At 60.5% G+C, this 24894-nt stretch carries 25 protein-coding genes and 1 pseudogene; 12 read left to right on the plus strand and 14 right to left on the minus strand.

The annotated features are described in order from the left end of the window. Positions 1 to 89: 89 nt before the first annotated feature. Entirely contained in the window at positions 90 to 701 is a 612-nt protein-coding gene (locus AB4N98_RS12125; protein ID WP_017528750.1) for a c-type cytochrome, read from the minus strand. 33 nt (positions 702 to 734) lie between these two features. Then, positions 735 to 944: pseudogene (locus AB4N98_RS12130) on the minus strand (cytochrome). A 204-nt stretch (positions 945 to 1148) separates the two neighbouring features. Between AB4N98_RS12130 and yihA the strand changes: the two are divergent. Then, positions 1149 to 1790 (plus strand): ribosome biogenesis GTP-binding protein YihA/YsxC, encoded by a 642-nt coding sequence (gene yihA, locus AB4N98_RS12135; RefSeq protein WP_017528749.1) that lies wholly within the window; start codon positions 1149 to 1151, stop codon positions 1788 to 1790. Positions 1791 to 2059: 269 nt separating this feature from the next. Here yihA and polA read toward each other — a convergent pair whose 3' ends face one another. Then, the gene (gene polA, locus AB4N98_RS12140; RefSeq protein ID WP_017528748.1) at positions 2060 to 4855 is read right to left on the minus strand and encodes a DNA polymerase I; all 2796 of its coding nucleotides are present in this window, start codon (positions 4853 to 4855) and stop codon (positions 2060 to 2062) included. A 74-nt stretch (positions 4856 to 4929) separates the two neighbouring features. Between polA and AB4N98_RS12145 the strand changes: the two genes are divergently transcribed. After that, entirely contained in the window at positions 4930 to 5220 is a 291-nt protein-coding gene (locus AB4N98_RS12145; protein ID WP_017528747.1) for a DUF2782 domain-containing protein, read from the plus strand. Positions 5221 to 5276: 56 nt separating this feature from the next. After that, on the plus strand, positions 5277 to 6230 hold the full coding sequence (locus AB4N98_RS12150; RefSeq protein WP_065879185.1) for a homoserine kinase: 954 nt from the start codon (positions 5277 to 5279) through the stop codon (positions 6228 to 6230). A 130-nt stretch (positions 6231 to 6360) separates the two neighbouring features. Here AB4N98_RS12150 and AB4N98_RS12155 read toward each other — a convergent pair whose 3' ends face one another. Next, on the minus strand, positions 6361 to 7290 hold the full coding sequence (locus AB4N98_RS12155; RefSeq protein WP_460149468.1) for a zinc ABC transporter substrate-binding protein: 930 nt from the start codon (positions 7288 to 7290) through the stop codon (positions 6361 to 6363). 58 nt (positions 7291 to 7348) lie between these two features. Between AB4N98_RS12155 and zur the strand changes: the two genes are divergently transcribed. Genes zur through AB4N98_RS12175 form a run of 4 tightly spaced genes read left to right on the plus strand, consistent with a single transcriptional unit; the run spans position 7349 to position 10154 of the window. Beyond that, complete coding sequence (gene zur / locus AB4N98_RS12160; protein WP_017528744.1) at positions 7349 to 7831, plus strand: zinc uptake transcriptional repressor Zur; 483 nt, start codon at positions 7349 to 7351, stop codon at positions 7829 to 7831. Next, positions 7831 to 8616, plus strand: coding sequence for a zinc ABC transporter ATP-binding protein ZnuC (gene znuC / locus AB4N98_RS12165; RefSeq protein WP_065879187.1), 786 nt, complete (start codon positions 7831 to 7833; stop codon positions 8614 to 8616). Before zur ends, znuC begins: the two co-directional genes overlap by 1 nt. Then, on the plus strand, positions 8609 to 9397 hold the full coding sequence (gene znuB, locus AB4N98_RS12170; RefSeq protein ID WP_017528742.1) for a zinc ABC transporter permease subunit ZnuB: 789 nt from the start codon (positions 8609 to 8611) through the stop codon (positions 9395 to 9397). The genes znuC and znuB overlap by 8 nt, the downstream gene beginning before the upstream one ends. A gap of 37 nt (positions 9398 to 9434) precedes the next feature. Then, entirely contained in the window at positions 9435 to 10154 is a 720-nt protein-coding gene (locus tag AB4N98_RS12175; protein WP_017528741.1) for a PA5502 family lipoprotein, read from the plus strand. 101 nt (positions 10155 to 10255) lie between these two features. Here the strand turns inward: AB4N98_RS12175 and katE are convergent, their stop codons facing one another. Next, positions 10256 to 12397 (minus strand): catalase HPII, encoded by a 2142-nt coding sequence (gene katE, locus AB4N98_RS12180; protein ID WP_460149469.1) that lies wholly within the window; start codon positions 12395 to 12397, stop codon positions 10256 to 10258. Positions 12398 to 12661: 264 nt separating this feature from the next. On the opposite strand from katE, the gene AB4N98_RS12185 reads away from it, so the two are divergent. Genes AB4N98_RS12185 through AB4N98_RS12195 form a run of 3 tightly spaced genes read left to right on the plus strand, consistent with a single transcriptional unit; the run spans position 12662 to position 15183 of the window. Next, positions 12662 to 13669 carry a methionine ABC transporter ATP-binding protein gene (locus AB4N98_RS12185; RefSeq protein ID WP_065879189.1) on the plus strand — a complete coding sequence of 336 codons (1008 nt, stop codon included), beginning with the start codon at positions 12662 to 12664 and terminating at the stop codon, positions 13667 to 13669. Next, the gene (locus tag AB4N98_RS12190; protein ID WP_065879190.1) at positions 13669 to 14361 is read left to right on the plus strand and encodes a methionine ABC transporter permease; all 693 of its coding nucleotides are present in this window, start codon (positions 13669 to 13671) and stop codon (positions 14359 to 14361) included. The genes AB4N98_RS12185 and AB4N98_RS12190 overlap by 1 nt, the downstream gene beginning before the upstream one ends. 51 nt (positions 14362 to 14412) lie before the next feature. Beyond that, positions 14413 to 15183 (plus strand): MetQ/NlpA family ABC transporter substrate-binding protein, encoded by a 771-nt coding sequence (locus AB4N98_RS12195; RefSeq protein WP_068937954.1) that lies wholly within the window; start codon positions 14413 to 14415, stop codon positions 15181 to 15183. Positions 15184 to 15254: 71 nt separating this feature from the next. On the opposite strand, the gene AB4N98_RS12200 is transcribed toward AB4N98_RS12195, so the two are convergent. The 5 genes from AB4N98_RS12200 to AB4N98_RS12220 are packed head-to-tail and all read right to left on the minus strand — an operon-like array spanning position 15255 to position 19178. Beyond that, entirely contained in the window at positions 15255 to 15890 is a 636-nt protein-coding gene (locus tag AB4N98_RS12200) for an SCO family protein (protein ID WP_017528736.1), read from the minus strand. Beyond that, positions 15887 to 16786 (minus strand): heme o synthase, encoded by a 900-nt coding sequence (cyoE, locus tag AB4N98_RS12205; RefSeq protein WP_017528735.1) that lies wholly within the window; start codon positions 16784 to 16786, stop codon positions 15887 to 15889. Before cyoE ends, AB4N98_RS12200 begins: the two co-directional genes overlap by 4 nt. Beyond that, a complete protein-coding gene (locus tag AB4N98_RS12210; protein ID WP_068937955.1) occupies positions 16774 to 17853 on the minus strand; it encodes a COX15/CtaA family protein in 1080 nt (359 codons plus the stop codon). Before AB4N98_RS12210 ends, cyoE begins: the two co-directional genes overlap by 13 nt. A 10-nt stretch (positions 17854 to 17863) precedes the next feature. Continuing rightward, on the minus strand, positions 17864 to 18448 hold the full coding sequence (locus AB4N98_RS12215; RefSeq protein WP_460149470.1) for a hypothetical protein: 585 nt from the start codon (positions 18446 to 18448) through the stop codon (positions 17864 to 17866). Further along, positions 18414 to 19178, minus strand: a complete 765-nt coding sequence (locus AB4N98_RS12220; protein ID WP_460149471.1) for an SURF1 family protein — start codon at positions 19176 to 19178, stop codon at positions 18414 to 18416. The genes AB4N98_RS12215 and AB4N98_RS12220 overlap by 35 nt, the downstream gene beginning before the upstream one ends. Before the next feature lie 36 nt (positions 19179 to 19214). Between AB4N98_RS12220 and AB4N98_RS12225 the strand changes: the two genes are divergently transcribed. Further along, positions 19215 to 19418, plus strand: coding sequence for a twin transmembrane helix small protein (locus AB4N98_RS12225; protein WP_017528731.1), 204 nt, complete (start codon positions 19215 to 19217; stop codon positions 19416 to 19418). 6 nt (positions 19419 to 19424) lie between these two features. Here AB4N98_RS12225 and AB4N98_RS12230 read toward each other — a convergent pair whose 3' ends face one another. The 4 genes from AB4N98_RS12230 to coxB all read right to left on the minus strand — a co-directional run bounded on the left by AB4N98_RS12230 (position 19425) and on the right by coxB (position 23828). Continuing rightward, positions 19425 to 20312 carry a cytochrome c oxidase subunit 3 gene (locus AB4N98_RS12230; protein WP_017528730.1) on the minus strand — a complete coding sequence of 296 codons (888 nt, stop codon included), beginning with the start codon at positions 20310 to 20312 and terminating at the stop codon, positions 19425 to 19427. A gap of 35 nt (positions 20313 to 20347) precedes the next feature. After that, positions 20348 to 20899 (minus strand): cytochrome c oxidase assembly protein, encoded by a 552-nt coding sequence (locus tag AB4N98_RS12235; RefSeq protein ID WP_460149472.1) that lies wholly within the window; start codon positions 20897 to 20899, stop codon positions 20348 to 20350. A 153-nt stretch (positions 20900 to 21052) separates the two neighbouring features. Further along, positions 21053 to 22642, minus strand: a complete 1590-nt coding sequence (ctaD, locus tag AB4N98_RS12240) for a cytochrome c oxidase subunit I (RefSeq protein WP_017528728.1) — start codon at positions 22640 to 22642, stop codon at positions 21053 to 21055. 58 nt (positions 22643 to 22700) lie between these two features. Beyond that, complete coding sequence (coxB, locus tag AB4N98_RS12245; protein WP_065879194.1) at positions 22701 to 23828, minus strand: cytochrome c oxidase subunit II; 1128 nt, start codon at positions 23826 to 23828, stop codon at positions 22701 to 22703. A 367-nt stretch (positions 23829 to 24195) separates the two neighbouring features. On the opposite strand from coxB, the gene AB4N98_RS12250 reads away from it, so the two are divergent. Continuing rightward, positions 24196 to 24843: a hypothetical protein gene (locus AB4N98_RS12250; protein ID WP_017528726.1), complete on the plus strand. Its 648-nt coding sequence runs from the start codon at positions 24196 to 24198 to the stop codon at positions 24841 to 24843. The last annotated feature ends 51 nt before the right edge of the window (positions 24844 to 24894 follow it).

Below are 24894 nucleotides of genomic sequence, written 5' to 3' on the forward strand. Positions count from 1 at the left end.
TAACGGCAGCGGCCACAAAAAAGGGCGGCCTTAGCCACCCTTTTTATGCTTGCATCGCGGGATTAATCGAGCGTTAACGTAGCGAGCCCTCAGTGCAGGCCCTGAATGTAACTGGAGACGGCTGCGATGTCCTCGTCGCTTAGCTTGCGGGCGATGGTGCGCATGGTCATCGCATCCCCATCGTTAGCGCGGCCGGCCTCTTCCTTGCGGAAGTCGGTCAATTGCTTGGCGATGTACTGAGCGTGCTGACCACCCAGGTGAGGGAAGCCTGCGGCCGCATTGCCTGTGCCATTGGGCGAGTGGCAGCCGGTGCAGGCAGGCAGACCTTTTTCCAGATCACCGCCACGAAACAGCTTCTCTCCACGGGCAACAACTTTAGGATCAGCTGCGCCCACGCTGCCCTTCTGGCTGGCAAAATACGCCGCGATATCCGCCAGGTCCTGATCGTTGAGGTTGGTCAGCAGGCCGGTCATTTCCAGCACCGTGCGCTTGCCGCTCTTGATATCCTGCATCTGCTTGGTCAGGTAACGCTCGCCCTGGCCGGCCAGTTTGGGAAAGTTCGGCGCCGGGCTGTTGCCATCCGGTCCGTGGCAAGCACCACACACGGCGGCTTTCGCCTGGCCCGCTGTAGCGTCGCCTGCAGCATGGGCAACACCGGTGATGCCCAAGGTCAACAGCAGACTCACGATCAGTTTGTTCATCAGCTAATCCAACTACGGCTAAGGGTTTAAGAGTTATCTACCGGGTTTACTCACCATCAACTCAATGATGGCCTGGTAATCCTCAGTACTGCAGTCCATGCACAAACCACGCGGCGGCATTGCCTTGAAACCCCGGGTCACGCGCAGTAGCAGCGCGACCTAAGCAAACTCGGTTGTACACAGCTTCCGGTTCCTGTGTAGCCTGAGCGCCAAAAATGGGTTCAGGAGACCAAAAGCGAGCAACCATCAGGTCATACATCGACCTTTGCAGGGTTTGAGAGCGTTTTGCGTTCTAATGCGCAATAAAGGTCTATCGCTCCCGTGAACCTCATCCTTCGCTGGGACAAAGCACACACAAAATCTGCGGCATTATATACTGGCGCTACTGAAACGGAAACGACACCGCTTGCCGCACCCTTTCTCGGCACCGCCCACATCGGAAATCTCATGCAACTCAAGAATCCCATTCTCGGCCTGTGCCAACAGTCCACCTTCATGCTCAGCGCCGCCAAAGTTGACCAATGCCCCGACGACGAAGGCTTTGAAGTCGCCTTTGCCGGTCGTTCCAACGCCGGCAAGTCCAGCGCGCTGAACACGTTGACCCACGCCAGCCTGGCGCGCACCTCGAAAACTCCGGGCCGCACGCAACTGCTCAATTTCTTCAAGCTAGACGATGATCGGCGTCTGGTCGACCTGCCGGGCTATGGATATGCAAAAGTCCCTATCCCGCTGAAGCTGCACTGGCAGCGTCACCTCGAGGCTTATCTGGGCGGCCGGGAGAGTTTGAAGGGTTTGATTCTGATGATGGACATCCGTCATCCAATGACCGACTTCGACCTGCTGATGCTCGATTGGGCGGTCGCCAGCGGCATGCCGATGCATATCCTGCTGACCAAGGCCGACAAACTGACCTACGGCGCGGCCAAGAACACCTTGCTCAAGGTGCAGTCCGACATCCGTAAAGGTTGGGGTGACGCGATTACCATCCAGTTGTTCTCGGCCCCCAAGCGCATGGGCCTGGAAGACGCTTACACCGTGCTGGCCGGCTGGATGGAATTGGCGGACAAGGGCGCGGAAATCGCGCAATAACTTTTCTACAGGCAAAAAAAACCCCGGACTTCGTATGGGGAGGGGAAGTTCGGGGTTCAAGTTCCGGACCGCTAGGGCGGGGTCCAGATATCTGCCAACACTTAACACAACATAGGAGCATTGAAGGGCTTCACCACCCATTCAGTAACTCTGAGTGGCAGTTCACAGGTTAAGTTCCGGCGAACTGGAAAAACTATTGGTAATAACTGTCGGCGCTTTCCGACATAAAGCGCTTTGCCACCACGCCAGGTGGTGGCAAACCACCGGAATCAGTGCGCTTCGTCCCAGTTATCACCCACGCCCACTTCCACCAGCAGCGGCACGTCCAACTGCGCCGCAGCGCTCATGTGCTCGCGAATCTTCTCACTGACCTCTACAACCAGATCCTCACGCACCTCAAGCACCAGTTCATCGTGCACCTGCAGGATTACCTTGGCATCCAGGCCCGAATCGGTCAGCCAGTTGTCCACCAGCACCATGGCTTTCTTGATGATGTCGGCCGCTGTGCCCTGCATGGGCGCGTTGATCGCGGTACGTTCCGCTGCCGCGCGCTCTTGAGGCTTGTTGGAGTGGATGTCCGGCAGGTACAACCGACGACCGAAGAACGTCTCCACATAACCCTGGTCGGACGCCTGGGCACGGGTACGCTCCATGTACTCGCGAACCCCGGGGTAGCGAGCGAAGTAGACATCGATATACGCCTTGGCGGTCTTGGTATCGACACCAATGTCCTTGCCCAGCTTTTGCGCGCCCATGCCGTAGATCAGGCCGAAGTTGATCGCCTTGGCGCTGCGCCGCTGATCGGACGTGACCTCGTTCAACTCAACCTTGAACACCTCGGCAGCTGTGGCTGTGTGCACATCCAGGTTGTGGCGGAAGGCGTTCATCAAGCCTTCGTCCCTGGACAGGTGCGCCATGATGCGCAACTCGATCTGCGAATAGTCCGCCGCCAGCAGCTTGTAGCCTTTGGGCGCGACAAACGCCTGGCGTATGCGCCGCCCTTCTGCTGTGCGCACCGGGATGTTCTGCAGGTTCGGGTCGCTGGAGGACAGGCGTCCGGTCGCCGCCACGGCTTGATGATAAGACGTATGGATACGCCCGGTACGCGGGTTGATCTGCTCAGGCAGACGGTCGGTGTAGGTGCTCTTCAGCTTGCTCATGCTGCGGTACTGCATCAACACCTTGGGCAACGGGTAGTCGTCTTCAGCGAGCTTGGCCAACACTTCTTCCGCGGTAGAAGCCTGCCCCTTGCCAGTCTTCTTGAGCACTGGCATCCCCAGCTTTTCGTAGAGAATTGCCCCCAATTGCTTGGGTGAACCCAGGTTGAACGCTTCACCGGCGATTTCGAACGCCTGACGTTCCAACTCGGCCATCTTGTTCCCCAGCTCGATGCTTTGGATGCCCAACAATTGCGCGTCCACCAGCGCGCCTTGACGCTCGATGCGCGCCAGCACGGGCACCAACGGCATCTCGATGTCGGTGAGCACGCTGGCCAGGCTCGGGATAGCGGCCAGTTGCGCATGCAGTGCCTGATGCAAACGCAAGGTCACATCGGCGTCTTCGGCGGCATACGGGCCCGCTTGTTCAAGCGCAATCTGGTCGAATGTCAGTTGCTTGGCGCCTTTGCCGGCGATGTCCTGGAAACTCACCGTGTCGTAGTCCAGGTACTTCTTGGCCAGGCTGTCCATGTCGTGACGGGTCGCGGTGGCATTGAGCACATAGGATTCGAGCATGGTATCGAACGCGATGCCTTGCACATTGATGCCCTGGGTGGGGTCGCCATCGATGGCGCAGTTGGCCAGGATGTTCATGTCGAACTTGGCGTGCTGGCCGATCTTGAGTTTGGTCGGGTCTTCAAGCAATGGCTTCAACGCCCGCAGCACCGTGTCGCGATCCAACTGGTCCGGCACGCCGACGTAGGCATGGGTCAGCGGAATGTAGGCCGCTTCATGGGGCTGGACGGCAAAGGAAACCCCGACCAATTGCGCCTGATGGGCATCGATTCCGGTGGTTTCGGTGTCGAAGGCGAACAGCTTCGCGTCGTTGAGTTTCTTCAGCCAAAGGTCGAAGGTGGCCTGATCGAGGATGGTCGTATAGATCGCCTCCACCGGCACGGATATCACCGCCTCAACCGACACGTCGGCGACAGGCGCGACCTCGTTTGCCGTCTTGAGCTCAACCCGCTTGGTATCGCGCTGGATCTCGTCGTACCAGCTCTTGAACTCAAGCAGGGTGTACAACTCAAGCAGCTTTTCACGATCAGGCTCGATCAGGTGCAAATCATCCAGGCCCACGTCCAGCGGCACGTCGATCTTGATCGTCGCCAACTGGTACGACAGGAAGGCCATCTCCCTGTGTTCCTCCAGCTTGGCAGGCAGCGTCTTGGCGCCGCGAATCGGCAGGGTCGGCACGATGTCGAGCTGCTCATAAAGCTCTTTGAGCCCGCCATTCACCCCCACCAGCAAGCCGGATGCCGTCTTCGGCCCAATACCCGGAACGCCTGGAATGTTGTCGGACGAATCGCCCATCAACGCCAGATAGTCGATGATCTGCTCCGGAGCGACGCCAAATTTCTCCTTTACGCCGTCCACGTCCATGGCGCTACCGGTCATGGTGTTGACCAAGGTAATGTGCCCATCGACCAGTTGCGCCATGTCCTTGTCACCGGTGGAAATCACCACCGGACGGTCGGCGGCCGCGCTGCTGCGGGCCAGGGTGCCGATCACGTCATCGGCCTCGACGCCTTCGACGCACAGCAGTGGGAAGCCCAGCGCGATCACGCTCTGGTGCAGCGGCTCGATCTGCAGGCGCATGTCATCGGGCATGCTTGGGCGATTGGCTTTGTACTCGGCGTACATATCGTCGCGAAAAGTCCCACCCTTTGCGTCGAACACCACCGCGAAGGGGCTGTCCGGGTACTGCTTGCGCAGGCTCTTGAGCATGTTCAACACGCCCTTGACCGCACCGGTCGGCAGGCCTTTGGAGGTGGTCAACGGTGGCAGCGCGTGGAAGGCGCGGTACAGGTAAGAAGAACCGTCCACCAGGACGAGGGGCGCTTGGCTCATGAGCAGGATCAACCTTTTCGGCGGGTCAGGCGCTAGAATAGCCGGACCAATGAAAACAAAGGGACAAGGTTATCATGCGTACATTCAATCGCCTGCTGTTGACTGGCTTGATTGCACTCGCTCCGATGGCTGCCATGGCGGCAGATGATGCCCCTTCGGGCGATCCGGAAGTTACCATTCGCACGGAAGGCGACAAGACCATCCAGGAATACCGCCAAAACGGCTTCTTGTATGCCATCAAGGTCACTCCGAAGGGGGCTCCACCGTACTTTCTGGTACGCGCGGACGGCACCGATGCAAACTTCATCCGCTCTGACCAGCCGGATATGCTGATCCCGTCATGGAAGATTTTCGAATGGAAATGATTTCTTAACTTCAATTGGCGCCGTGCAGTGCGGCGCCCGTACTGGCAGTTTTAACCATGTCTGTGTTCACCCCCCTGGCTCGGCCCGAGCTGGAAACCTTTCTCGCCCCTTACGGGCTCGGCCGTCTGCTCGACTTCCAGGGGATTGCCGCCGGTAGTGAAAACACCAATTTCTTTATCAGCCTGGAACAGGGCGAATTCGTCCTGACCCTGGTTGAGCGCGGCCCCGTGGCAGAAATGCCGTTCTTCATCGAACTGCTTGACGTGCTTCACGACGCCGACCTGCCAGTGCCTTACGCGCTTCGTACCACCGACGGCATCGCTTTGCGCGAACTCAAGGGCAAACCCGCCTTGCTGCAACCGCGCCTGGCCGGCAAGCACATCAAGGACGCCAACGCCCAACATTGCGCCCAGGTCGGCGACCTGCTCGGCCACCTGCACCTGGCGACTCAAGGCGAGAAGGTACTGGAACGCAAGACCGACCGCGGGCTGGACTGGATGCTCAGCGAAGGTGCGCAGCTTATTTCGCACCTGAGCGATTCACAGCAGCGCCTGTTGCGAGCCGCACTGGAAGAGATCGAGGCGCACAAAATGCAGATCCTCGCCCTGCCCCGCGCCAACGTGCATGCCGACCTGTTCCGTGACAACGCGATGTTCGAAGGCACGCACCTGACGGGCTTGATCGATTTCTACAACGCCTGCTCGGGCCCGATGCTGTACGACGTGGCCATCGCCTTGAATGACTGGTGTTCGGACGCCGAAGGCTTGATCGACAGTCAGCGCGCCCGTGCCTTGCTGGGGGCTTATGCCGGGCTGCGGCCGTTTACGGCGAAAGAAGCGCAGTTGTGGCCGACTATGCTGCGCGTTGCGTGCGTGCGCTTCTGGCTGTCCCGCCTGATCGCAGCCCAAGCGTTTGCCGGGCAGGATGTGTTGATTCACGACCCGGCGGAGTTCGAACACCGCTTGGCGCAACGCCAGCAGGTCACGCTCCAGCTGCCGTTCGCGCTCTAACTGCCTCACCAGAGCAAAAACTGTGGGAGGGGGCTTGCTCCCGATAGCGGTGGTGCAGCTACTTATTCACTGGCTGACACACCGTTATCGGGAGCAAGCCCCCTCCCACAGTTTTGATTTTCGCTGAGTCTTACAACGCCTCCAGGCACCCAGCCAGGTCGCTCCCCAACTTATCCAGAACCTGCTCATAGCCCTGAGCAGTGGCCGGCGTATAACCGCCCAGCGCATCCAGCTCCGCCAATTTCACCGGCAACCCCGCCACCAGCGTCTCGGCCAGACGCGGGCGCAGCGGCGGCTCACTGAACACACAAGTCTTGCCCACTTCCTGCAACCGCGTACGCATCGCCGCCACATGCTGGGCGCCCGGCTGTACTTCGGCGGCGACACTGAAGACACCGGCGTGCTTCAAGCCGTAAGCGTCTTCAAAATAGTCAAAGGCTTCGTGGAATACAAAGTAGGGTTTGCCATCGACGCTAGCCAGACGCTTCTTCAGCCGCGCATCCAACGCATCCAGGCGCTCGGCAAAGGCCTTCGCATTGCTCTGATAGCGCTCGGCATTCGCCGGGTCAGCCGCGCTGAGGTCCGCCGCCATGCGCGCCGCGATCACCCGTGCATTCACCGTGGACAACCACAAATGAGCATCGACGCTGCCTGGACGGTGATCATGGTCATGTTCGTCGGCTTCGTCAGCGTGAGAATGGCTATCTTCGCCGAAACGGCGCAGTTTCATACCCGGCAGGTCCTGCACCGCAACCGTCGGTGCTGTACGACCTTTCAGTACGCGAGGCAGGAAAGTCTCCATGTCCGGCCCGATCCAGTACAACAGCTCCACCGACTGCACGCGCCGTACGTCGGATGGGCGCAAGGCGAAGTTATGCGGCGACGCACCCGGTGGCAACAACACCTCCGGCACCGACACACCGTCCTGCACCGCGGCGGCAATCAGTTGCAGTGGCTTGATGCTGGTGAGCACCTTGACCTCGGCCTGCGCCAGGCCTGCGAAGAACAAACTGGTGACAAAAACGACAAAAACGGGAAAAAGTCGGGACACGATGACCACTCAATGGCGTAGGAACGGGTAACATAATAACGTCTCTATCAAATATCTGTCGCCGCTCATGCCTAAAACACCGCTTGCCAGCCGTCCCCATGACCACTCTCACTGCGTGCATACCGCGCTGTCGGAAGCCGACACCCTGTGCGCACAGAAAGGTCTGCGCCTGACCGCTTTGCGTCGCCGCGTGCTGGAACTGGTGTGGCAGAGCCACAAGCCGCTGGGCGCCTACGACATTCTAGGTGTCCTCAGCGAGCAGGACGGTCGCCGCGCCGCGCCACCCACCGTGTACCGAGCGCTGGATTTCCTGCTCGAAAACGGCCTGGTGCACCGCATCGCCTCGCTCAACGCCTTTGTTGGCTGCAACCACCCGGAACATGCGCACCAGGGCCAGTTCCTGATCTGCCGCGAGTGCCATGCGGCCATCGAACTTGAACAAAAAAGCATCAGCGACGCCATTATCAAGAGCTCTGCCGACGTGGGCTTCAAGGTCGAAGGGCAGACCGTCGAGGTGGTCGGCCTGTGCTCGGGTTGCCAGGGGGCTTGATGAGCAATGCGTTAATCCGCCTGGAGCAGGTTGGCGTCACGTTCGCCGGGCAAAACGTGCTGGATAACATCGCGCTCAGCGTCGAGCCGGGGCAGATCGTGACCTTGATCGGCCCCAATGGCGCCGGCAAGACCACCCTGGTGCGTGCCGTGCTCGGCCTGCTCAAGCCCGACACCGGCAGCGTGTGGCGCAAGCCCAGGCTGCGCGTCGGTTATATGCCGCAAAAGCTGCACGTCGACCCGACCCTGCCGCTGTCCGTGCTGCGCTTCCTGCGGCTGGTGCCGCGCGTGGACCGCGCCCGTGCGCAGGCGGCGCTCAAGGAAGTCGGCGCCGAGCAGGTGATCGACAGCCCGGTGCAAAGCATCTCCGGCGGTGAAATGCAGCGCGTGCTGCTGGCCCGCGCCTTGTTGCGCGAGCCGCAACTGCTGGTGCTCGATGAGCCCGTGCAAGGCGTCGATGTCGCCGGCCAGGCCGAGCTGTACAGCCTGATCACCCGCCTGCGCGACCGTCATGGCTGCGGCGTGCTGATGGTCTCCCACGATTTGCACCTGGTCATGAGCACCACCGATCAGGTGGTGTGCCTTAATCGCCATGTGTGCTGTTCCGGTCACCCGGAACAGGTCAGCGGCGACCCGGCATTCGTCGAGCTGTTCGGCAAGAACGCCCAGAGCCTGGCGATTTATCACCACCATCACGACCACGCTCACGACCTGCATGGCGCCGTGGTTGACGATCCGACCGCACCTCACACCCACGTTCATGGAGATGGCTGCAAGCATGGCTGATTTTCTGCTCTACGCCCTGCTGGCAGGCTTGGCTTTGGCACTGGTCGCGGGCCCGCTGGGCTCGTTCGTGGTCTGGCGGCGCATGGCGTACTTTGGCGATACGTTATCCCATGCGGCGCTGCTCGGCGTGGCCATGGGCTTTTTGCTGGACGTGAGCCCAACCATCGCCGTGACCGTGGGCTGCCTGCTGCTGGCGGTGCTGCTGGTGACCCTGCAACAACGCCAGCCGCTGGCCTCGGACACACTGCTGGGCATTCTGGCGCCGAGCACCTTGTCCCTGGGCCTGGTGGTGCTGAGCTTTATGCATGAAGTGCGCATCGACCTGATGGCCTACCTGTTCGGCGACCTGCTGGCGATCAGCCCCACCGACCTTGCATGGATCCTCGGCGGCAGCGCCGCTGTACTGGTGCTGCTGGTCGCCTTGTGGCGGCCACTGCTGGCGATCACCGTGCATGAAGAGCTGGCCAAGGTGGAAGGTTTGCCGGTATCGGCCCTGCGCATGGCCCTGATGTTGTTGATCGCCGTGGTGATCGCTGTCGCGATGAAGATTGTCGGCGTATTGTTGATCACATCGCTGTTGATCATTCCCGCCGCCGCCGCCCAGCGTCACGCCCGCTCACCGGAGCAGATGGCAATCGGCGCCAGCCTGCTGGGAATGCTGGCGGTATGTGGGGGCCTGGCGTTGTCGTGGTTCAAGGACACGCCGGCCGGGCCATCGATTGTGGTCACGGCCGCCGCCCTGTTTCTGCTGAGTTTTGTCCTGCCCCGTCGAGGGGTGTAGACTTGCTCGCTTTTTGCGCAAATAGAGAGTCGCAGGAATGAAGCTGTTCACCTCCCGTTATCTGCTCCTTGCCGCATTTTCCCTGCTGCTGGGCGCCTGTCAAAGCACACCGCCCGTCGCCCCCGAGGCCACGGACCCGCGTGCTGCGGCCATCGCACAGCTGGAGCAAAACCTGGCCAGCAGCGAGCTGGCCACCGCCGAAGACCAGCTTGCGGCACTGCAGGCCCAGTCGCCTAACGACCCCACGCTGGAGCCTTACCAACGTCAATTGGCCGAAGCCTACCTACAGCGCAGTCAGATCGTGCTGCAAAAGGGCGACGTCAACGCCGCCGCCACCGCCCTGAGCCGCGCCCGCGCGCTGATGCCCAAGGCTCCGGCGCTGACCGGCGGCGTCAACAGCGCCATCACGCACGCCCGCAAGGTCGAGCTGGACAAAGCCGAGGAGGCCCTCAAAGCCGCCGAAGCCAAGCCGGCCGCCAAAGTCATCGACCCGGCGGCGCCCAGCACCACTGTGGCGTTGAACCTCACCGATATTGAAGAACTTCGCCATCAACTGGATGCAATCGCCACCGATGTGGTGAATTACCAGTGCGACGTGAGCATCCAGGCGCCACGCACCGAGGATTACCCCTGGCTGGCCACGCTGCTGACCAAGCGGGTGAAGAAAATTGATTCAGGGTACGACCTGAAGATTCACCGGCAGATCCTCAAGAAGATCCCGGCGCAGATCGTGCTGATCCCGCGCAAGGCGGACTAAAAGCATCGGGAGCAAGCCCCCTCTCACATTTTGAACGGTGAACATATTCAAATGTGGGAGGGGGCTTGCTCCCGATGGCGATCTAACAAACAACCAATAGCTTACGCCGGAATCGCTTTAGCCTTCGGCTCACGATCCCAAACCCGATGCTGTGCAATCGCGGCAAAAAATTCCTTGATTGCTTTCGCATCCGAGCCAACGATCAGCCCCGCATCCGCCTCCAGTTTCAGCAGATCCAGCAATGGCTTCACGTCACTGGCCACGGCAATCGCCTTCAGGTGCTTGTACGCTTCCAGCACATAGTGCAGCGCCACACCATCACCGCTCAACGCTTGCACCGACGCCTTACCGCCCGGGATAAACACCGCGTCAAACGCAATGGACGGCATGCCTTCCATCGACGCATCCACCGGCAGCGTCTTGCCTTGCGCCGTGGTCAAGGGTGCCGAGGTCGGCCCCAGCAACTTGGCATGCGCCCCCTCGACCTCCAGCGCCTTTTTCAGCGCATCAATCGCCACGCCGTCCACGCCATTGGCAGCCAGAATCGCCACTTTGCGTGTCTTGATATCGCCCGACAGCAGGTTGACCTGGCTCAAGGCTGGTGATTTTTTCACCGATGACTCACGCGCTGGCACCGTGCCCTTGGTCGGTGTCGGCAGGCCCAGGTTCTGCGCCACGCGCTTGGCCAGCTCCAAGTCAATATTGGCCAGGATCTCATTCACCTGACGGGCACGGATATGCTCGCGCTCCACCTTGCCAAGCTCGAAGCTGTAGGCGGCAATGATGTGCTCTTTCTCATGCTGGCTCATGCTGTTGAAAAACAAGGTGGCCTGAGAGAAGTGATCACCGAACGACTCACTGCGCTCACGCACCTTGTTGGCGTCGACGCGCTCGTAATAGCTTTCGAAGCCGCCATCCGTCGGCCCTGCCGGCGTTTCCTTGGGCCAGCCGCCGTCGATGGAGTTGGGCTCGTAAGCCGCACGGCCCTTGTCGATCACCGTACGGTGCTGCGCATCACGCTGGCCATTATGGAACGGCGCGACCGGGCGGTTGATCGGGATCTCATGGAAGTTCGGCCCACCGAGTCGGCTGATCTGCGTATCGGTGTAGGAAAACAGACGGCCCTGCAGCAAAGGGTCATTGGTGAAGTCGATACCGGGCACGATATGCCCGGGGCAGAACGCAACCTGCTCGACTTCGGCGAAAAAGTTGTCCGGGTTGCGGTTGAGCACCATCTTGCCCAGCGGGGTAATGGGCACCAGTTCTTCAGGAATGATCTTGGTGGGGTCCAGCAAGTCGAAGTCGAACTTATGCTCATCTTCTTCTGCAACGACCTGAACACCCAATTCCCACTCGGGGTAATCGCCCATTTCAATCGATTCCCACAGATCCCGGCGATGGTAGTCGGTGTCTTTACCCGCGAGCTTTTGCGCTTCGTCCCACACTAGAGAGCAGGTGCCTACCTTGGGTCGCCAGTGAAATTTCACGAAGCTGGATTTGCCTTCGGTGTTGATCAGGCGAAAGGTATGCACGCCAAAACCCTGCATGGCGCGCAGGCTTTTTGGAATCGCCCGGTCAGACATCGCCCAGATCACCATGTGCGCCGATTCCGGCTGCAGCGAGACGAAATCCCAGAACGTGTCATGGGCCGAGCCGCCGGTAGGAATCTCGTTGTGTGGTTCAGGTTTTACCGCGTGCACAAAGTCAGGAAACTTGATCGCGTCCTGTATGAAAAACACCGGCATATTGTTGCCCACCAAGTCGAAGTTGCCTTCGTCAGTGAAGAACTTCACCGCAAAACCGCGCACGTCACGCACCGTGTCACCGGAGCCGCGCGGCCCCTGCACGGTAGAGAAGCGCACGAATACGGGCGTCTTATGTTCAGGCGTGCGCAGGAACCCGGCCTTGGTCAGTGCCGAATGGTCCTCATAGCTCTGGAAATAGCCGTGGGCGCCGGTGCCGCGGGCATGCACGATGCGCTCCGGGATACGCTCATGGTCAAAGTGCGTGATCTTTTCACGCATGATGAAATCTTCGAGCAGCGACGGGCCGCGGGCGCCCACCTTCAAGCTGTTCTGGTTATCGGAGATTTTCACGCCTTGGTTAGTGCGCAGGGCTTGGCCGGTCGCATCGGAACGGAACTCATCCAGGGCCTGCAGCTTGGCGTTGGTGTTGCCACGGTCCAGGGTGTCGGTACCGGCGAGTTCACTCTTCGGCGGGGCGACTGGCTTCTTGGTACTCATCAGACAAAACTCCTTAATCAAGTGGCCAGAGCGGTCCCCGGCTCGTTTGAGCAAAACCCCAGGCACGGCACCCGGGGAATCGCATTGCCTATGTAGTGACTGATGAGGTTTTTGGCCGTTCCTTTTTTATGACCTTTGATCGCGTTATCGCCAAATCGCTGGATGAATGCGAAATAAATGCTAAGAAACGCTATACGGACAGGCTAAAATGCGCGCCCGGCTAACCGCTGATCCCTTTTCCATGCGCCCCACAAGGTTCGCTACGTGATCGAGTTTCAAAACGTCCATAAAACCTACCGCGTCGCCGGTAAGGATATTCCCGCCCTGCACCCCACCAGCCTGCGCGTCGAGAACGGCCAGGTGTTTGGCCTGATTGGCCATTCGGGCGCGGGTAAAAGTACCCTGCTGCGCCTGATCAACCGCCTCGAAGAACCGAGCGGCGGCCAGATCACGGTCGACGGCGAAGAAGTCACCGCCCTGGACGCCAACGGCCTGCGCCGTTTCCGCCAACAGGTCGGCATGATCTTCCAGCACTTCAACCTGTTGGCATCCAAGACCGTCGCCGACAATGTGGCGTTGCCGCTGACCCTGGCCGGCGAATTGTCGCGCAAGGACATCAACCTGCGCGTGGCTGAACTGCTGGCCCGCGTCGGCCTGTCGGACCACGCCAAAAAGTACCCGGCGCAATTATCCGGCGGCCAGAAGCAGCGCGTCGGCATCGCCCGCGCCCTGGCGACCAAGCCGAAGATTTTGCTGTGCGACGAAGCCACCAGCGCCCTCGACCCGCAGACCACCGCCTCGGTGCTGCAACTGCTGGCCGAGATCAACCGTGAGCTGAAACTGACCATCGTGCTGATCACCCATGAAATGGACGTGATCCGCCGCGTATGCGACCAGGTGGCCGTGATGGACGCCGGCGTGATCGTCGAGCAAGGCTCGGTGGCCGACGTGTTCCTGCACCCGCAGCACCCGACCACCAAACGTTTCGTACAAGAAGCCGAGCAGGTCGACGAAGGCGAACAGCGCGATGACTTCGCCCACGTACCCGGCCGTATCGTGCGCCTGACGTTCCAAGGCGACGCAACCTACGCGCCATTGCTGGGTACCGTCGCCCGCGAAACGGGGGTGGACTACAGCATCCTCGCCGGTCGCATCGACCGCATCAAAGACATCCCCTACGGGCAACTGACCCTGGCCGTCACCGGCGGTGACATGGAAGCGGCGTTTGCCCGCTTCACCGCCGCAGACGTTCACATGGAGGTGCTGCGCTAATGGACCTGTTCCTGAATTTTTTCGCCGATATCGACTGGTCCGAAATCTGGCTCGCCACCGGCGATACCATGACCATGCTGTTCGGCTCGCTGTTCTTCACGGTCGTGCTGGGCCTGCCCCTGGGCGTGCTGCTGTTCTTGACCAGCCCTCGTCAGCTGTTCGAGCAGAAAGGCTTGTACGCCTTTCTGTCGCTGGTCGTGAACATGCTGCGTTCGCTGCCGTTCATCATCCTGCTGATCGTGATGCTCCCATTAACCAAACTGATCACTGGCATATACATGGACGAGGCCACCACGCTGGGCGTTGCGGGCGCGATTCCGCCGCTCGTTATCGGCGCCACACCATTCTTTGCGCGCCTGGTGGAAACCGCCCTGCGTGAAGTGGACCGCGGCATCATCGAGGCCACCCAGTCGATGGGTGCCAGCACGCGCCAGATCATCACCAGCGCCTTGCTGCCCGAAGCACGCCCCGGCATTTTCGCGGCAATTACCGTGACCGCGATTACACTGGTTTCCTACACGGCGATGGCCGGCGTGGTCGGTGCCGGTGGGCTGGGCGACTTGGCGATCCGTTTCGGTTACCAGCGTTTCCAGGACAATGTAATGGTGGTTACCGTGGTGATGCTGATGATCCTGGTACAAATTCTGCAAACCGTCGGCGACAAGCTGGTGGTGCACTTTTCTCGAAAATAACGGCCATTGCCGGCCCAACGCCGGCACATGCCCGAACAAGGAGCTTGTTGGATGAAAAAACTACTGGTTGCTTTCGCCGCCGTTGCCGCGTTTTCCGCCCACGCCGAGACCCTCAAGGTCGCTGCTTCGCCAGTACCGCATGCGCAAATCCTGGAATTCGTGAAGCCTGCGCTGGCCAAAGAAGGCGTGGACCTGCAGATCAAAGTCTTCACCGATTACGTACAGCCCAACGTCCAAGTGGCCGAAAAACGCCTGGACGCCAACTTCTTCCAGCACCAGCCGTACCTGGATGAATTCAACAAAGCGAAGGGCACTCACCTGGTGAGCGTCGGCGCTGTGCATCTGGAACCCCTGGGCGCCTACTCCAGCAAGTACAAAAAACTGGACGAGCTGCCAAGCGGCGCCAACGTGGTGATCCCGAACGACGCCACCAACGGCGGCCGTGCCCTGCTGCTTCTGGCCAACAACGGTCTGATCACCCTGAAGGACCCGACCAACATCCTGTCGACCATCAAGGACATCACCGGTAACAGCAAAAACCTGAAGTTCCGTGAACTGGAAGCCGCCACCCTGCCGCGCGTGCTCACACAGGTCGACCTGGCACTGATCAACACCAACTACGCCCTGGAAGCCAAGCTGGACCCATCCAAGGACGCCCTGGTGATCGAAGGCAGCGACTCGCCTTACGTGAATATCCTGGTCACCCGCGAAGACAACAAGGATTCGGACGCGGTGAAGAAGCTGGTTGCAGCGCTGCACACACCAGAAGTGAAGGCATTTATCGAAGAGAAGTACAAAGGCGCGATCAAGCCGGCGTTCTGATCCCAAACACACCGAAGATCAAAAAATGTGGGAGGGGGCTTGCTCCCTCCCACATTTGCTTTGTGTTGTCTTTACTTGCGCTGTAGCAACCCTGGCAACTGCGCCACCAGCTTCTGGTTGTTCAACGGCGCCCGAATAAACCCACGCTGCGTCCCATCCGGCCCGATCAGCGCGAGGTTGCCGCTGTGGTCGACGGTGTAGTTCGGCTTGCTGGTATCGGCCGGGATGAACGGGATACTCACCGCATTCGAGACCTTCTGTACGTCGCCTACATTCGCGCCGGTGAGGCCTGCAAATTGCGGGTCGAAGTAGCCCAGGTACTGCTTGAGCTGGGCAGGGGTGTCGCGGTTCGGGTCGACGCTGACCAGGATCACTTGCAAGTTATCCACCGCCTCTTTGGGCAGTTCGCTCTTGATCTGGCGCAGTTGCGCAAGGGTGGTGGGGCAGATGTCCGGGCAGAAGGTGTAGCCGAAGAACAGCAGGCTCCACTTGCCTTTCAATTCGTTGACCACCACCGGCTGGCCGTCCTGGTTGGCCATGGTCACCGGCGGCAACTGACGGCTTTGCGGCAGCAGGATAATGCCGGCGTCGATTAGCGCAGTGGGGTCGCCCTGGCCTTTGCCCGACAGCACTTTGTTAACGGTCAGGCCCATGATCAAGGCCACCAGGGCCACCAGGATGAAGACAGTTTTTTGAGTTCGAGTCATAGGTTCAACAATAGGTAGTGGTCTACGAGCAGGGCGATAAACAGTAAGAACAGGTACCAGATAGAGTACTTGAACGTGTTGATCGCCGCGTGCGGCCGACCGCCACGGTACAACACCCAGGCCCATTGCAGAAAGCGCCCGCCCAATACCAATGCGCACACCAGATACAGCGCGCCGCTCATGTGGATGACATAGGGCATCAGGCTCACCGCCAGCAGGGCAAAGGTGTACAGCAGGATATGCACCTTGGTGTAGTGCTCGCCATGGGTGACCGGCAGCATCGGGATATCGGCCTTGGCGTATTCCTCCTTGCGGTGGATGGCCAGGGCCCAGAAGTGCGGCGGGGTCCAGGCAAAGATGATCAGCACCAGCAACAGCGGTTCGGCGCTGATGTGTCCGGTGACCGCGACCCAGCCCAGCAGCGGTGGCGCAGCGCCGGCCAACCCGCCGATGACGATATTCTGCGGCGTCGCGCGCTTGAGAAAACCGGTGTAGATCACTGCATAGCCGAGCAGCGAAGCCAGCGTCAGCCAGGCCGCCAGCGGGTTGGTGAATGCCAGCAGCAACGCCAGCCCCGCAATAGCCAGAAACAACGCAAATGCCAGCGCCGCGACCGGCGATACGCGGCCTTCCGCCAGCGGCCGCTTGTGGGTGCGCGCCATCACGGCATCGATCCGGCGGTCCACCACGTGGTTGACCGCCGCCGCGCCGCCCGCGCACAGGGCGATCCCCATGTTGCCGAACACCAGCACCGTCCACGGCACCCCGGCACGGGTGGCGAGGAACATGCCCACCAGCGAGGTGATGAGCATCAGCACTACCACTTTTGGCTTGGTCAGCTCCAAATAGTCGCGCCAGATTGCCTGGCCGTGACGCGTGCCGATCAAGGTCGCCATGGCATCTCTCCTTTAAGGGTGACAAGGCCCGCTACGTGTTTGCGCGGGCTGAAACGCCAGCCGAACGGCAACTGATGACGCACCCGAACCAGGCTGGTGCGGGCGTGGTAATTGACCAGCACCAGCGTCAGCAATAAGGCTGCACCGCCAGCGTTATGCCCGACCGCCACCGGCAACGGCAGACCGAACGCCACATTGCTCAGGCCCAGGCCGATTTGCGCGGCCAGGGCGATCAGCAGCAGCCCCGCGAGCCGGGTCATGCCCACCGCGCGCAATTGCCAGGCCAGGCCCAGCAGCACCAGGGTGACCAGCACCGCGCCGATGCGATGGGTCAGATGGATGGCCGTGCGCGCCTCGCTGTCGAGTTGGCCGCCCAGGTAGTTGGGGCCAATGTGTTGGGTCAGGTGAAAGCCATTGGCAAAGTCCGCCGTAGGCCACCATTGACCATGGCAGGTGGGCAAGTCCACACACGCCACGGCCGCGTAATTGGAGCTGACCCAACCGCCAAGCGCGATCTGACCGATCACCAGCGCCAGCCCGGCGGTGGCCCAATACTGCAGGCGCTTGGGCACGATCAGTGCGGGCAGTACGCCGGACAATCGCAACGTCAGCAAAAACAACAGGCTCAAGGTCGCAAAGCCGCCCAACAGATGGCCGGTCACCACCTGTGGCCAGAGTTTCAAGGTCACCGTCCACATGCCGAACGCCGCTTGGGCGAACACCACCGCCAACACAAACAGCGGCAACTTCACCGGCTGGCCAGGGTCACGCCGGTGACTCCACGAACGCGCCGCCAACAGCGCAATCAGCAAACCCAGGCTGCCGGCGAAGTAGCGATGGGTCATCTCGGCCCAGCCCTTGTCGGCCTCCACCGGCGTGTCGGGAAAATGCAATTGGGCATGGGCCAATTGGGCTTCGCTTTGCGGCACGCCGATAAAACCATAGCAGCCGGGCCAGTCCGGGCAGCCAAGGCCTGCGTGACTCAGGCGGGTATAGGCGCCCAGCAGCACGACGATCAATGCGAGCAAAGTGGCAAACAACGCGAGGCGAAATCCAGGTTTGGCCATGACGATGCCCTTATCCGATGTTCGATAGTTTCAGCAGGTGGCGCAGGTCGTTAAGCAAGTCCTTGCCCTTGACCTTGGCGTCGTAGCGCAGCACCAGGTTGCCGTGAGGGTCGACAATCCACAGCTGCGCCTCACCCGGCGCGGCGGCGTTCTTGGTGAAGGTCGAGAGGTCCAGCGCGTAACGCTGCAATTGCGGGTACTCGGCCTTGAGCTTGGCGTCGTAGTCGGCGCCCACCGGTTGCGCACTGGCCAGGGCATGGCTGGCGCGAGAGGCATCGCGGCCCAGGCCGATCTGCAACTGCCGTGCGAGGTACACCAGTTGCTGGCAGTCCGCGGCGCAGGCCGCGGGCGCGGTGACCAACATTTGCCAGCGCGTTTCCTCGGCCTGCACGCCGATGTCGGCGCGGGTCTGGCCGTTGCCGATCATTTCGCCGTGATAGCTGCGGCTGTCCGGCACCCAAAACTGCAGCTTGTACATAAAGGTGGCGAGCACCATCGGGCCGATCACCATCAGCAGGATCAGCAACAGTTGCCAGCGGCCTTTGCGTCGATCAGGCAGCTCAGACATGTTGAGTCGATTCGTGGCCGCTCTCATGGGGCTTCTCCTTTGTGTTGTGCCGTCCGAGATAGACATAAAGCGCCAGCAACGCCAGCGCCATGGCAAACCATTGCACGGCATAGGCCTGGTGTTTTTCCGGGCCCATGGCGACCACCGGCCAGGTGGTTTCGTACGTACCAGGCCCAGCTTCGGCGCGCAGCTCGTAAGCGAAGCCGCTGCGGCCCAGCTCGGCCCATAACGCGGCGGGGTGCAGCGCGGTCAGCAGGCGCGGCCATGGCGCACCGGCGGGGTCGGCATGCAGTTGGAAGGTTTCGCCGGGGGCGACGTACACCCAGGCATCGAGGTTCACCGGTTGTTCAGGGGTGGTGAAGGCGGGCGCGGCGCGGCGGTCCGGCCACGGCAACCAGCCGCGATTGAGCCACAGCCACAGGCCGCTGGCCTGGTCATGAAAGGGCTGTAGCAACTCGACGCCGGCCTTGCCGTCGCGCATGCGGTTGTCGAGCAATACACTGTGCTCGGCATCGAATTGACCACGCAGGCGTACACGGCGAAAGGCCGGGGCCATGGAACCATTGAGTTGCTCGCTGCTCATTGGCGCCGACGCACGGCGCTCGGCATAGGTGTCGAGCAATACCTGTTTTTCATGCCCCCGCGACAACTGCCAGAACCCCAACCCCACCATCAACGGCAGCAGTATCAACACCACCAGGGTCGGCGCGATGCCGGGACGAAACTGTTTCATGGCGCTGGCTATACTTGTTTTCATTGCCCGCCCCCTCCGTAAAAGCCCAGGAGCCAGACCATGCTCAAAGCAGCCATTGCCCTGATGCTGATCGCGACTGTCGTGAGCCTGTTCAGTGGCCTGTTCTTTCTGGTCAAGGACGAAGGCCACTCCAATCGCCTCGTCACAGCCTTGACCGTGCGTGTCGTGCTGGCCGTGATCACCCTGGCGTTGATCACCTGGGGGTTCTTCAGCGGCCAGCTGGTATCGCATGCACCTTGGTGAGGCGCATCACAGTACGTAGACGAAGAAAAACAAGCCGATCCACACCACATCCACAAAGTGCCAATACCAACTGGCCGCCTCGAAGCCGAATTGGTGCTCGGCATTGAAATGCCCACGCAGGATGCGCATCAACATCACAAACAAGATGATCGTGCCGATGGTCACGTGGGCGCCGTGGAAACCCGTGAGCATAAAGAACGTCGCACCGTACACGCCCGAGCCCAAGGTCAGGCCCAGCTCTTTATAGGCGTGGATGTATTCCTCGGCCTGGAAGCCGAGGAACGCCAGGCCCAGCAACACGGTGATCGCCAGCCAGATTTTCAGCGCGCCGCGATGGCCTTTGCGCAAGGCATGGTGGGCAATGGTGATGGTCACGCTGGAACTCACCAGCAGGATGGTGTTGACCAACGGCAAGCCCCACGGGCTGATGGTGCCCTTGGGTGCGGGGTAGAGCTTGGGGTCCGGGTTGTTGAGCAAGGGCCAGGCAAACTCGAAATTGGGCCACAGCATATGTGCGATGCCCTTGGGCCCTTCGCCCGCCAACCAGGGGCCAGACCACGTCCGCACATAAAACAGCGCACCGAAGAACGCGATAAAGAACATCACTTCGGAAAAAATGAACCACGTCATGCCCCAACGAAACGAGCGGTCCATCTGCGAGCTGTACAAACCGGCACGGCTTTCTTTGATCACGGCACCGAACCAGCCAAACATCATGTAGGCCAGCAACAGCCCGCCGACGAAAAAGATCCACGGGCCGTGGGATTCCGGGCGTGCGGCCTTGAGATCGTTGAACCACACACCCAGGCCATACACAGTGATCAGCAGGCCAAACGTGGCAATTATTGGCCATTTGCTTTGCGCTGGTACGTAGTACGTATCATGAGTCGACATGTATTCGCTCTCCTGATTGAGCGGGCAAACAGTAGCTAGCCGCCGGTATGGGCAGCCACGGGCGGTTGGCGCGCAGTGATGTCAAACAGCGTGTACGTCAGGGTCAAATGCTTCACATCCCTGGGCATGTCGCGGTCGACGATAAAGCGCACCGGCATCTCGATACGCTCGCCTGGCTGCAGTACTTGCTGGGTGAAGCAGAAGCACTCGGTTTTGTGGAAGTACATGGCCGCTTCCGCCGGGGAGATGCTGGGCACTGCCTGGGCAGTCATCGGCTTGTCGGTAGGGTTGTGCGCCACAAACAGCATCTCGGTCACCGCGCCGGGGTTGACCACCACCTCGTCAGCCTTGGCGTAAAAGTCCCAGACCATGTCGATGGCATTGGTAGACAGGAACTGCACCCGCACCTGACGCGACGGGTCGACCACTTGCGAGCCTTCGTACTGCCCGGCGGTCTTGCCGTTGATGCCGAACGCCTTGCACATCACGTCGTAGATCGGCACCAGGGCAAAGCCAAAGGCGAACATCGCCAGCACCAGAATCAACAGCCGGGTGACCAGGCGCTTGAGGGGCACGGATTCAGCCATGGCGATCACCCAAGACGAGCACAATCAGCGTGGGAGGGGTGGTGCGACGATTCGACTTGCTCCCGATTGCGGTGTGCCAGTCCGCATCATCATTGCCTGTGAGATAGCTATCGGGAGCAAGCCCCCTCCCACGGGAGGTCAGCGCAGGCCTGTTCATTTGACCTCCGGCGGCGTAGTGAACGTGTGGTACGGCGCTGGCGACGGGATGCTCCACTCCAACCCTTCGGCGCCGTCCCACGGTTTGGCCGGCGCCGGCGTGCCGCCCCGGATGCACTTGATCACGATGAACAGGAAGAAGATCTGCGTGGCGCCAAACATGAATGCGCCAATCGACGACACCATGTTGAAATCGGCGAACTGCAGGTTGTAGTCCGGCACCCGCCGCGGCATACCGGCCAACCCAACGAAGTGCATGGGGAAAAACGCCATGTTCATGCCCACGAAAGACAGCCAGAAGTGCAGCTTGCCCAGGGTTTCGTCGTACATGTGGCCGGTCCATTTCGGCAGCCAGTAGTAGGCCGAGGCGAAGATCCCGAAAATCGCGCCGGGCACCAGTACGTAATGGAAGTGCGCCACCACGAAGTAGGTGTCGTGGTACTGGAAGTCCGCCGGCGCGATCGCCAGCATCAGCCCGGAGAACCCGCCGATGGTGAACAGGATCACGAACGCCACCGCGAACAGCATCGGCGTCTCGAACGTCAGCGAGCCTTGCCACATGGTGCTGACCCAATTGAATACCTTCACCCCGGTGGGCACGGCGATCAGCAGCGTGGCGTACATGAAGAACAACTCGCCCACCAGCGGGATGCCGACCACGAACATGTGGTGCGCCCACACGATAAACGACAGGAACGCGATGCTCGCCGTGGCGTATACCATCGACGTGTAGCCAAACAGCGGCTTGCGCGAGAAGGTCGGAATGATCGAGCTGACGGCACCGAAGGCCGGCAGGATCATGATGTACACCTCGGGGTGGCCGAAGAACCAGAACACGTGCTGGAACAGTACCGGGTCACCGCCGCCGGCCGCACTGAAGAAGCTGGTGCCGAAGTGGATGTCCATCAGCATCATGGTCACGCAACCGGCCAGCACCGGCATCACCGCGATCAGCAGGAAGGCGGTGATCAGCCACGTCCACACAAACAGCGGCATCTTCATCAAGGTCATGCCGGGGGCACGCAGGTTGAGGATGGTGGCGACCACATTGATCGCCCCCATGATCGAACTGATGCCCATCAAGTGAATGGCGAAGATGAAGAACGTCACGCTTTCCGGCGCATAGGTGGTGGAAAGCGGGGCGTAGAAGGTCCAGCCGAAGTTCGGCCCGCCGCCGGGGGTGAACAGCGTTGAAACCAATAACAGGAATGCCGCCGGCAGCAGCCAGAAGCTGAAGTTGTTCATGCGCGGCAGGGCCATGTCGGGCGCGCCGATCATCAACGGGATCATCCAGTTGGCCAGGCCGACGAATGCCGGCATCACCGCGCCGAACACCATGATCAGGCCATGCATGGTGGTCATCTGGTTGAAGAACGCCGGCTCGACGATCTGCAGGCCGGGCTGGAACAGCTCGGCGCGGATCACCATCGCAAACGAGCCGCCGAGCAGGAACATGGCGAAGGCGAACCACAGGTACATCGTGCCGATGTCTTTATGGTTGGTGGTCAGCACCCAGCGCATCAAACCCTTGGCGGGGCCGTGGGCATGGTCACTGGCGTGGCCATGGTCATCGATCACAGCGCTCATGGCCGTTCTCCTGCAAACAAATGGGCGGGGCGGGTCAGCGCAATCGCAATGAAGTACGTCATTTGCTTTCCGCCTGCTTGATGGCCAACACGTCTTTAGGCGTGACCATGTCGCCTTTGTTGTTGCCCCAGGCGTTGCGCTCGTAGGTCACCACGGCGGCGATATCCACTTCCGAGAGCTGCTTGCCGAATGCCGCCATCGCGGTGCCAGGCTTGCCGTGATAGACAATGCTCAGGTGGTCGGCGGCGGGCCCGGTGGCGATTTTCGACCCCTTGAGCGCCGGGAACATCGGCGGCAAGCCCTGGCCCTCGGCCTGGTGACAGGCCACGCAAGTGGTGTGATAGACCTTGTCACCACGCGCCACCAACTCTTGGAGCGTCCACTCTTTGGAGGTCAGCTCCTTGAGCTTGGCCGCTTCTTCCTTGCGCTGGCCAAGCCAGGTTTCGTAGTCGGCCTTGGACTTGACCTCGACCACGATCGGCATGAAGCCGTGGTCTTTGCCGCACAGCTCCGCACACTGGCCACGGTAAATGCCGGGCTTTTCGACACGGGTCCAGGCTTCGTTGACGAACCCAGGGATAGCGTCGCGCTTGACCGCAAACGCCGGCACCCACCAGGAGTGGATCACGTCGGCGGCGGTGACCAGGAACCGCACCTTGGCACCCACCGGCAGCACCAGCGGCTGGTCGACTTCCAGCAGGTAGTGCTCACCTTTGGTGGCCTGGTTATGGATCTGCTCGGCGGGCGTGGCCAGGTTGCTGAAGAACTCAACGTCCTGGCCCAGGTATTTGTAATGCCACTTCCACTGGTAGCCGGTGACCTGGATATCGATATCCGACTCACTGCTGTCGTAGATGTTGATCAGGGTCCTGGTCGCCGGAATAGCCATCGCGATCAGGATCAGCAAGGGCACGACGGTCCAAAGAATTTCCACGGTAGTGCTCTCGTGGAACTTGGCGGCCACCTGGCCCGTGGAGCGCCGGTGCACCATCATCGACCAGAACATAGCGCCAAACACGATGATGCCGATCACCACACAGATCCAGAAAATGGTCATGTGCAGGTCGAACACAGCGTGACTGACTTCTGTCGCCCCTGGCGCCATATTCGTTGTCCAGGCGGCATGTGCCTGGCCGAATACTGACCACAACAGGAGGCCCATCCAAACGTGTGGATGTCGCATCATTGCGGGTTCCCCTTATCGTTCTTGTTATCCCGCCGGTTTGCACCTGCGTCGAAGGGAGCGGCTTCCATACTGCTTACAACCGCTTAGCCTCACCTGCTTATGCAGTCTGGCGTCATCAGCGAATCGCGTACAAACCCGAGTATAGACACGCTCTGCAACCCCGCAATGTGTAGGGGCAAATGAGCGAAAATGATCGGTAAAACTCAATAAAACCGGGTGCGGAATCGATTTTCCGACGAACGATGGCAATTCGATATAACGGCTGCGCATAACCATGAAATAATTATGACAAATGCGTCTTAGGCGCTCGTATAAACGAGCTACCTTGTCTTCTCCCTATTCCTACAGCTGCAACACTGGAGCCTCCATGAACACCGCCGCATTGCGCGAGCAGATTTCCCGTGCCCATCAACACGAAGCCACAACGGGCCAGCTTGCCCTGCAACTGAAAGAACAATTGCCGCACCTGCATGCAGCCATTTCCCTGGCTGAGGGTGATCGCAACGTGGTCATGACTCGCTTTGTCACTGCCTACATCGACCTCGTCCCCGAGTTGCTCGATGCCGCCAATGACGTGGCTCGCGAGGCCGGGATCGAAAGCCAGATCAAGCCGGTGCTGAAAATTGCCGAGCATTTCTTCCTGCAGCCACCAGCGATTCTGGCAGGTCATGAAGGGTTGGACGGCCTGCTGGACGAGGCCTACCTGGCCCATCGCCTGGTGGAGGAAGTCAACGATGTGTATATCAAGCATTTCGGCCAGCCGCTGATTCCGGCGGATACCACCGTGGCCAACGTGATAGCCCATCAGTTGATCGGTGAAGCCTTCGCCAACCAATTGGACGAAGCTGTGCATCTGGCGGTGGATGAGATGCTTAACGACGAGAGTTTTGCGCTGGAGTCGGTGGAAGCGTATCGCGAGCAATTGAAAAGCCCGAACACCGAGGCCGCCTGGAAGCGCTGGCCGTGCCTGTCGCGGCAGTTGGGGGTTGAGTTGACGCTGGATCAACCGGCTTAAATCTTCCGCCGTACACAGGTCAAATGTGGGAGGGGTGTAGCCCCCTCCCAC

The organism is Pseudomonas sp. S3_E10 (assembly GCF_054667615.1).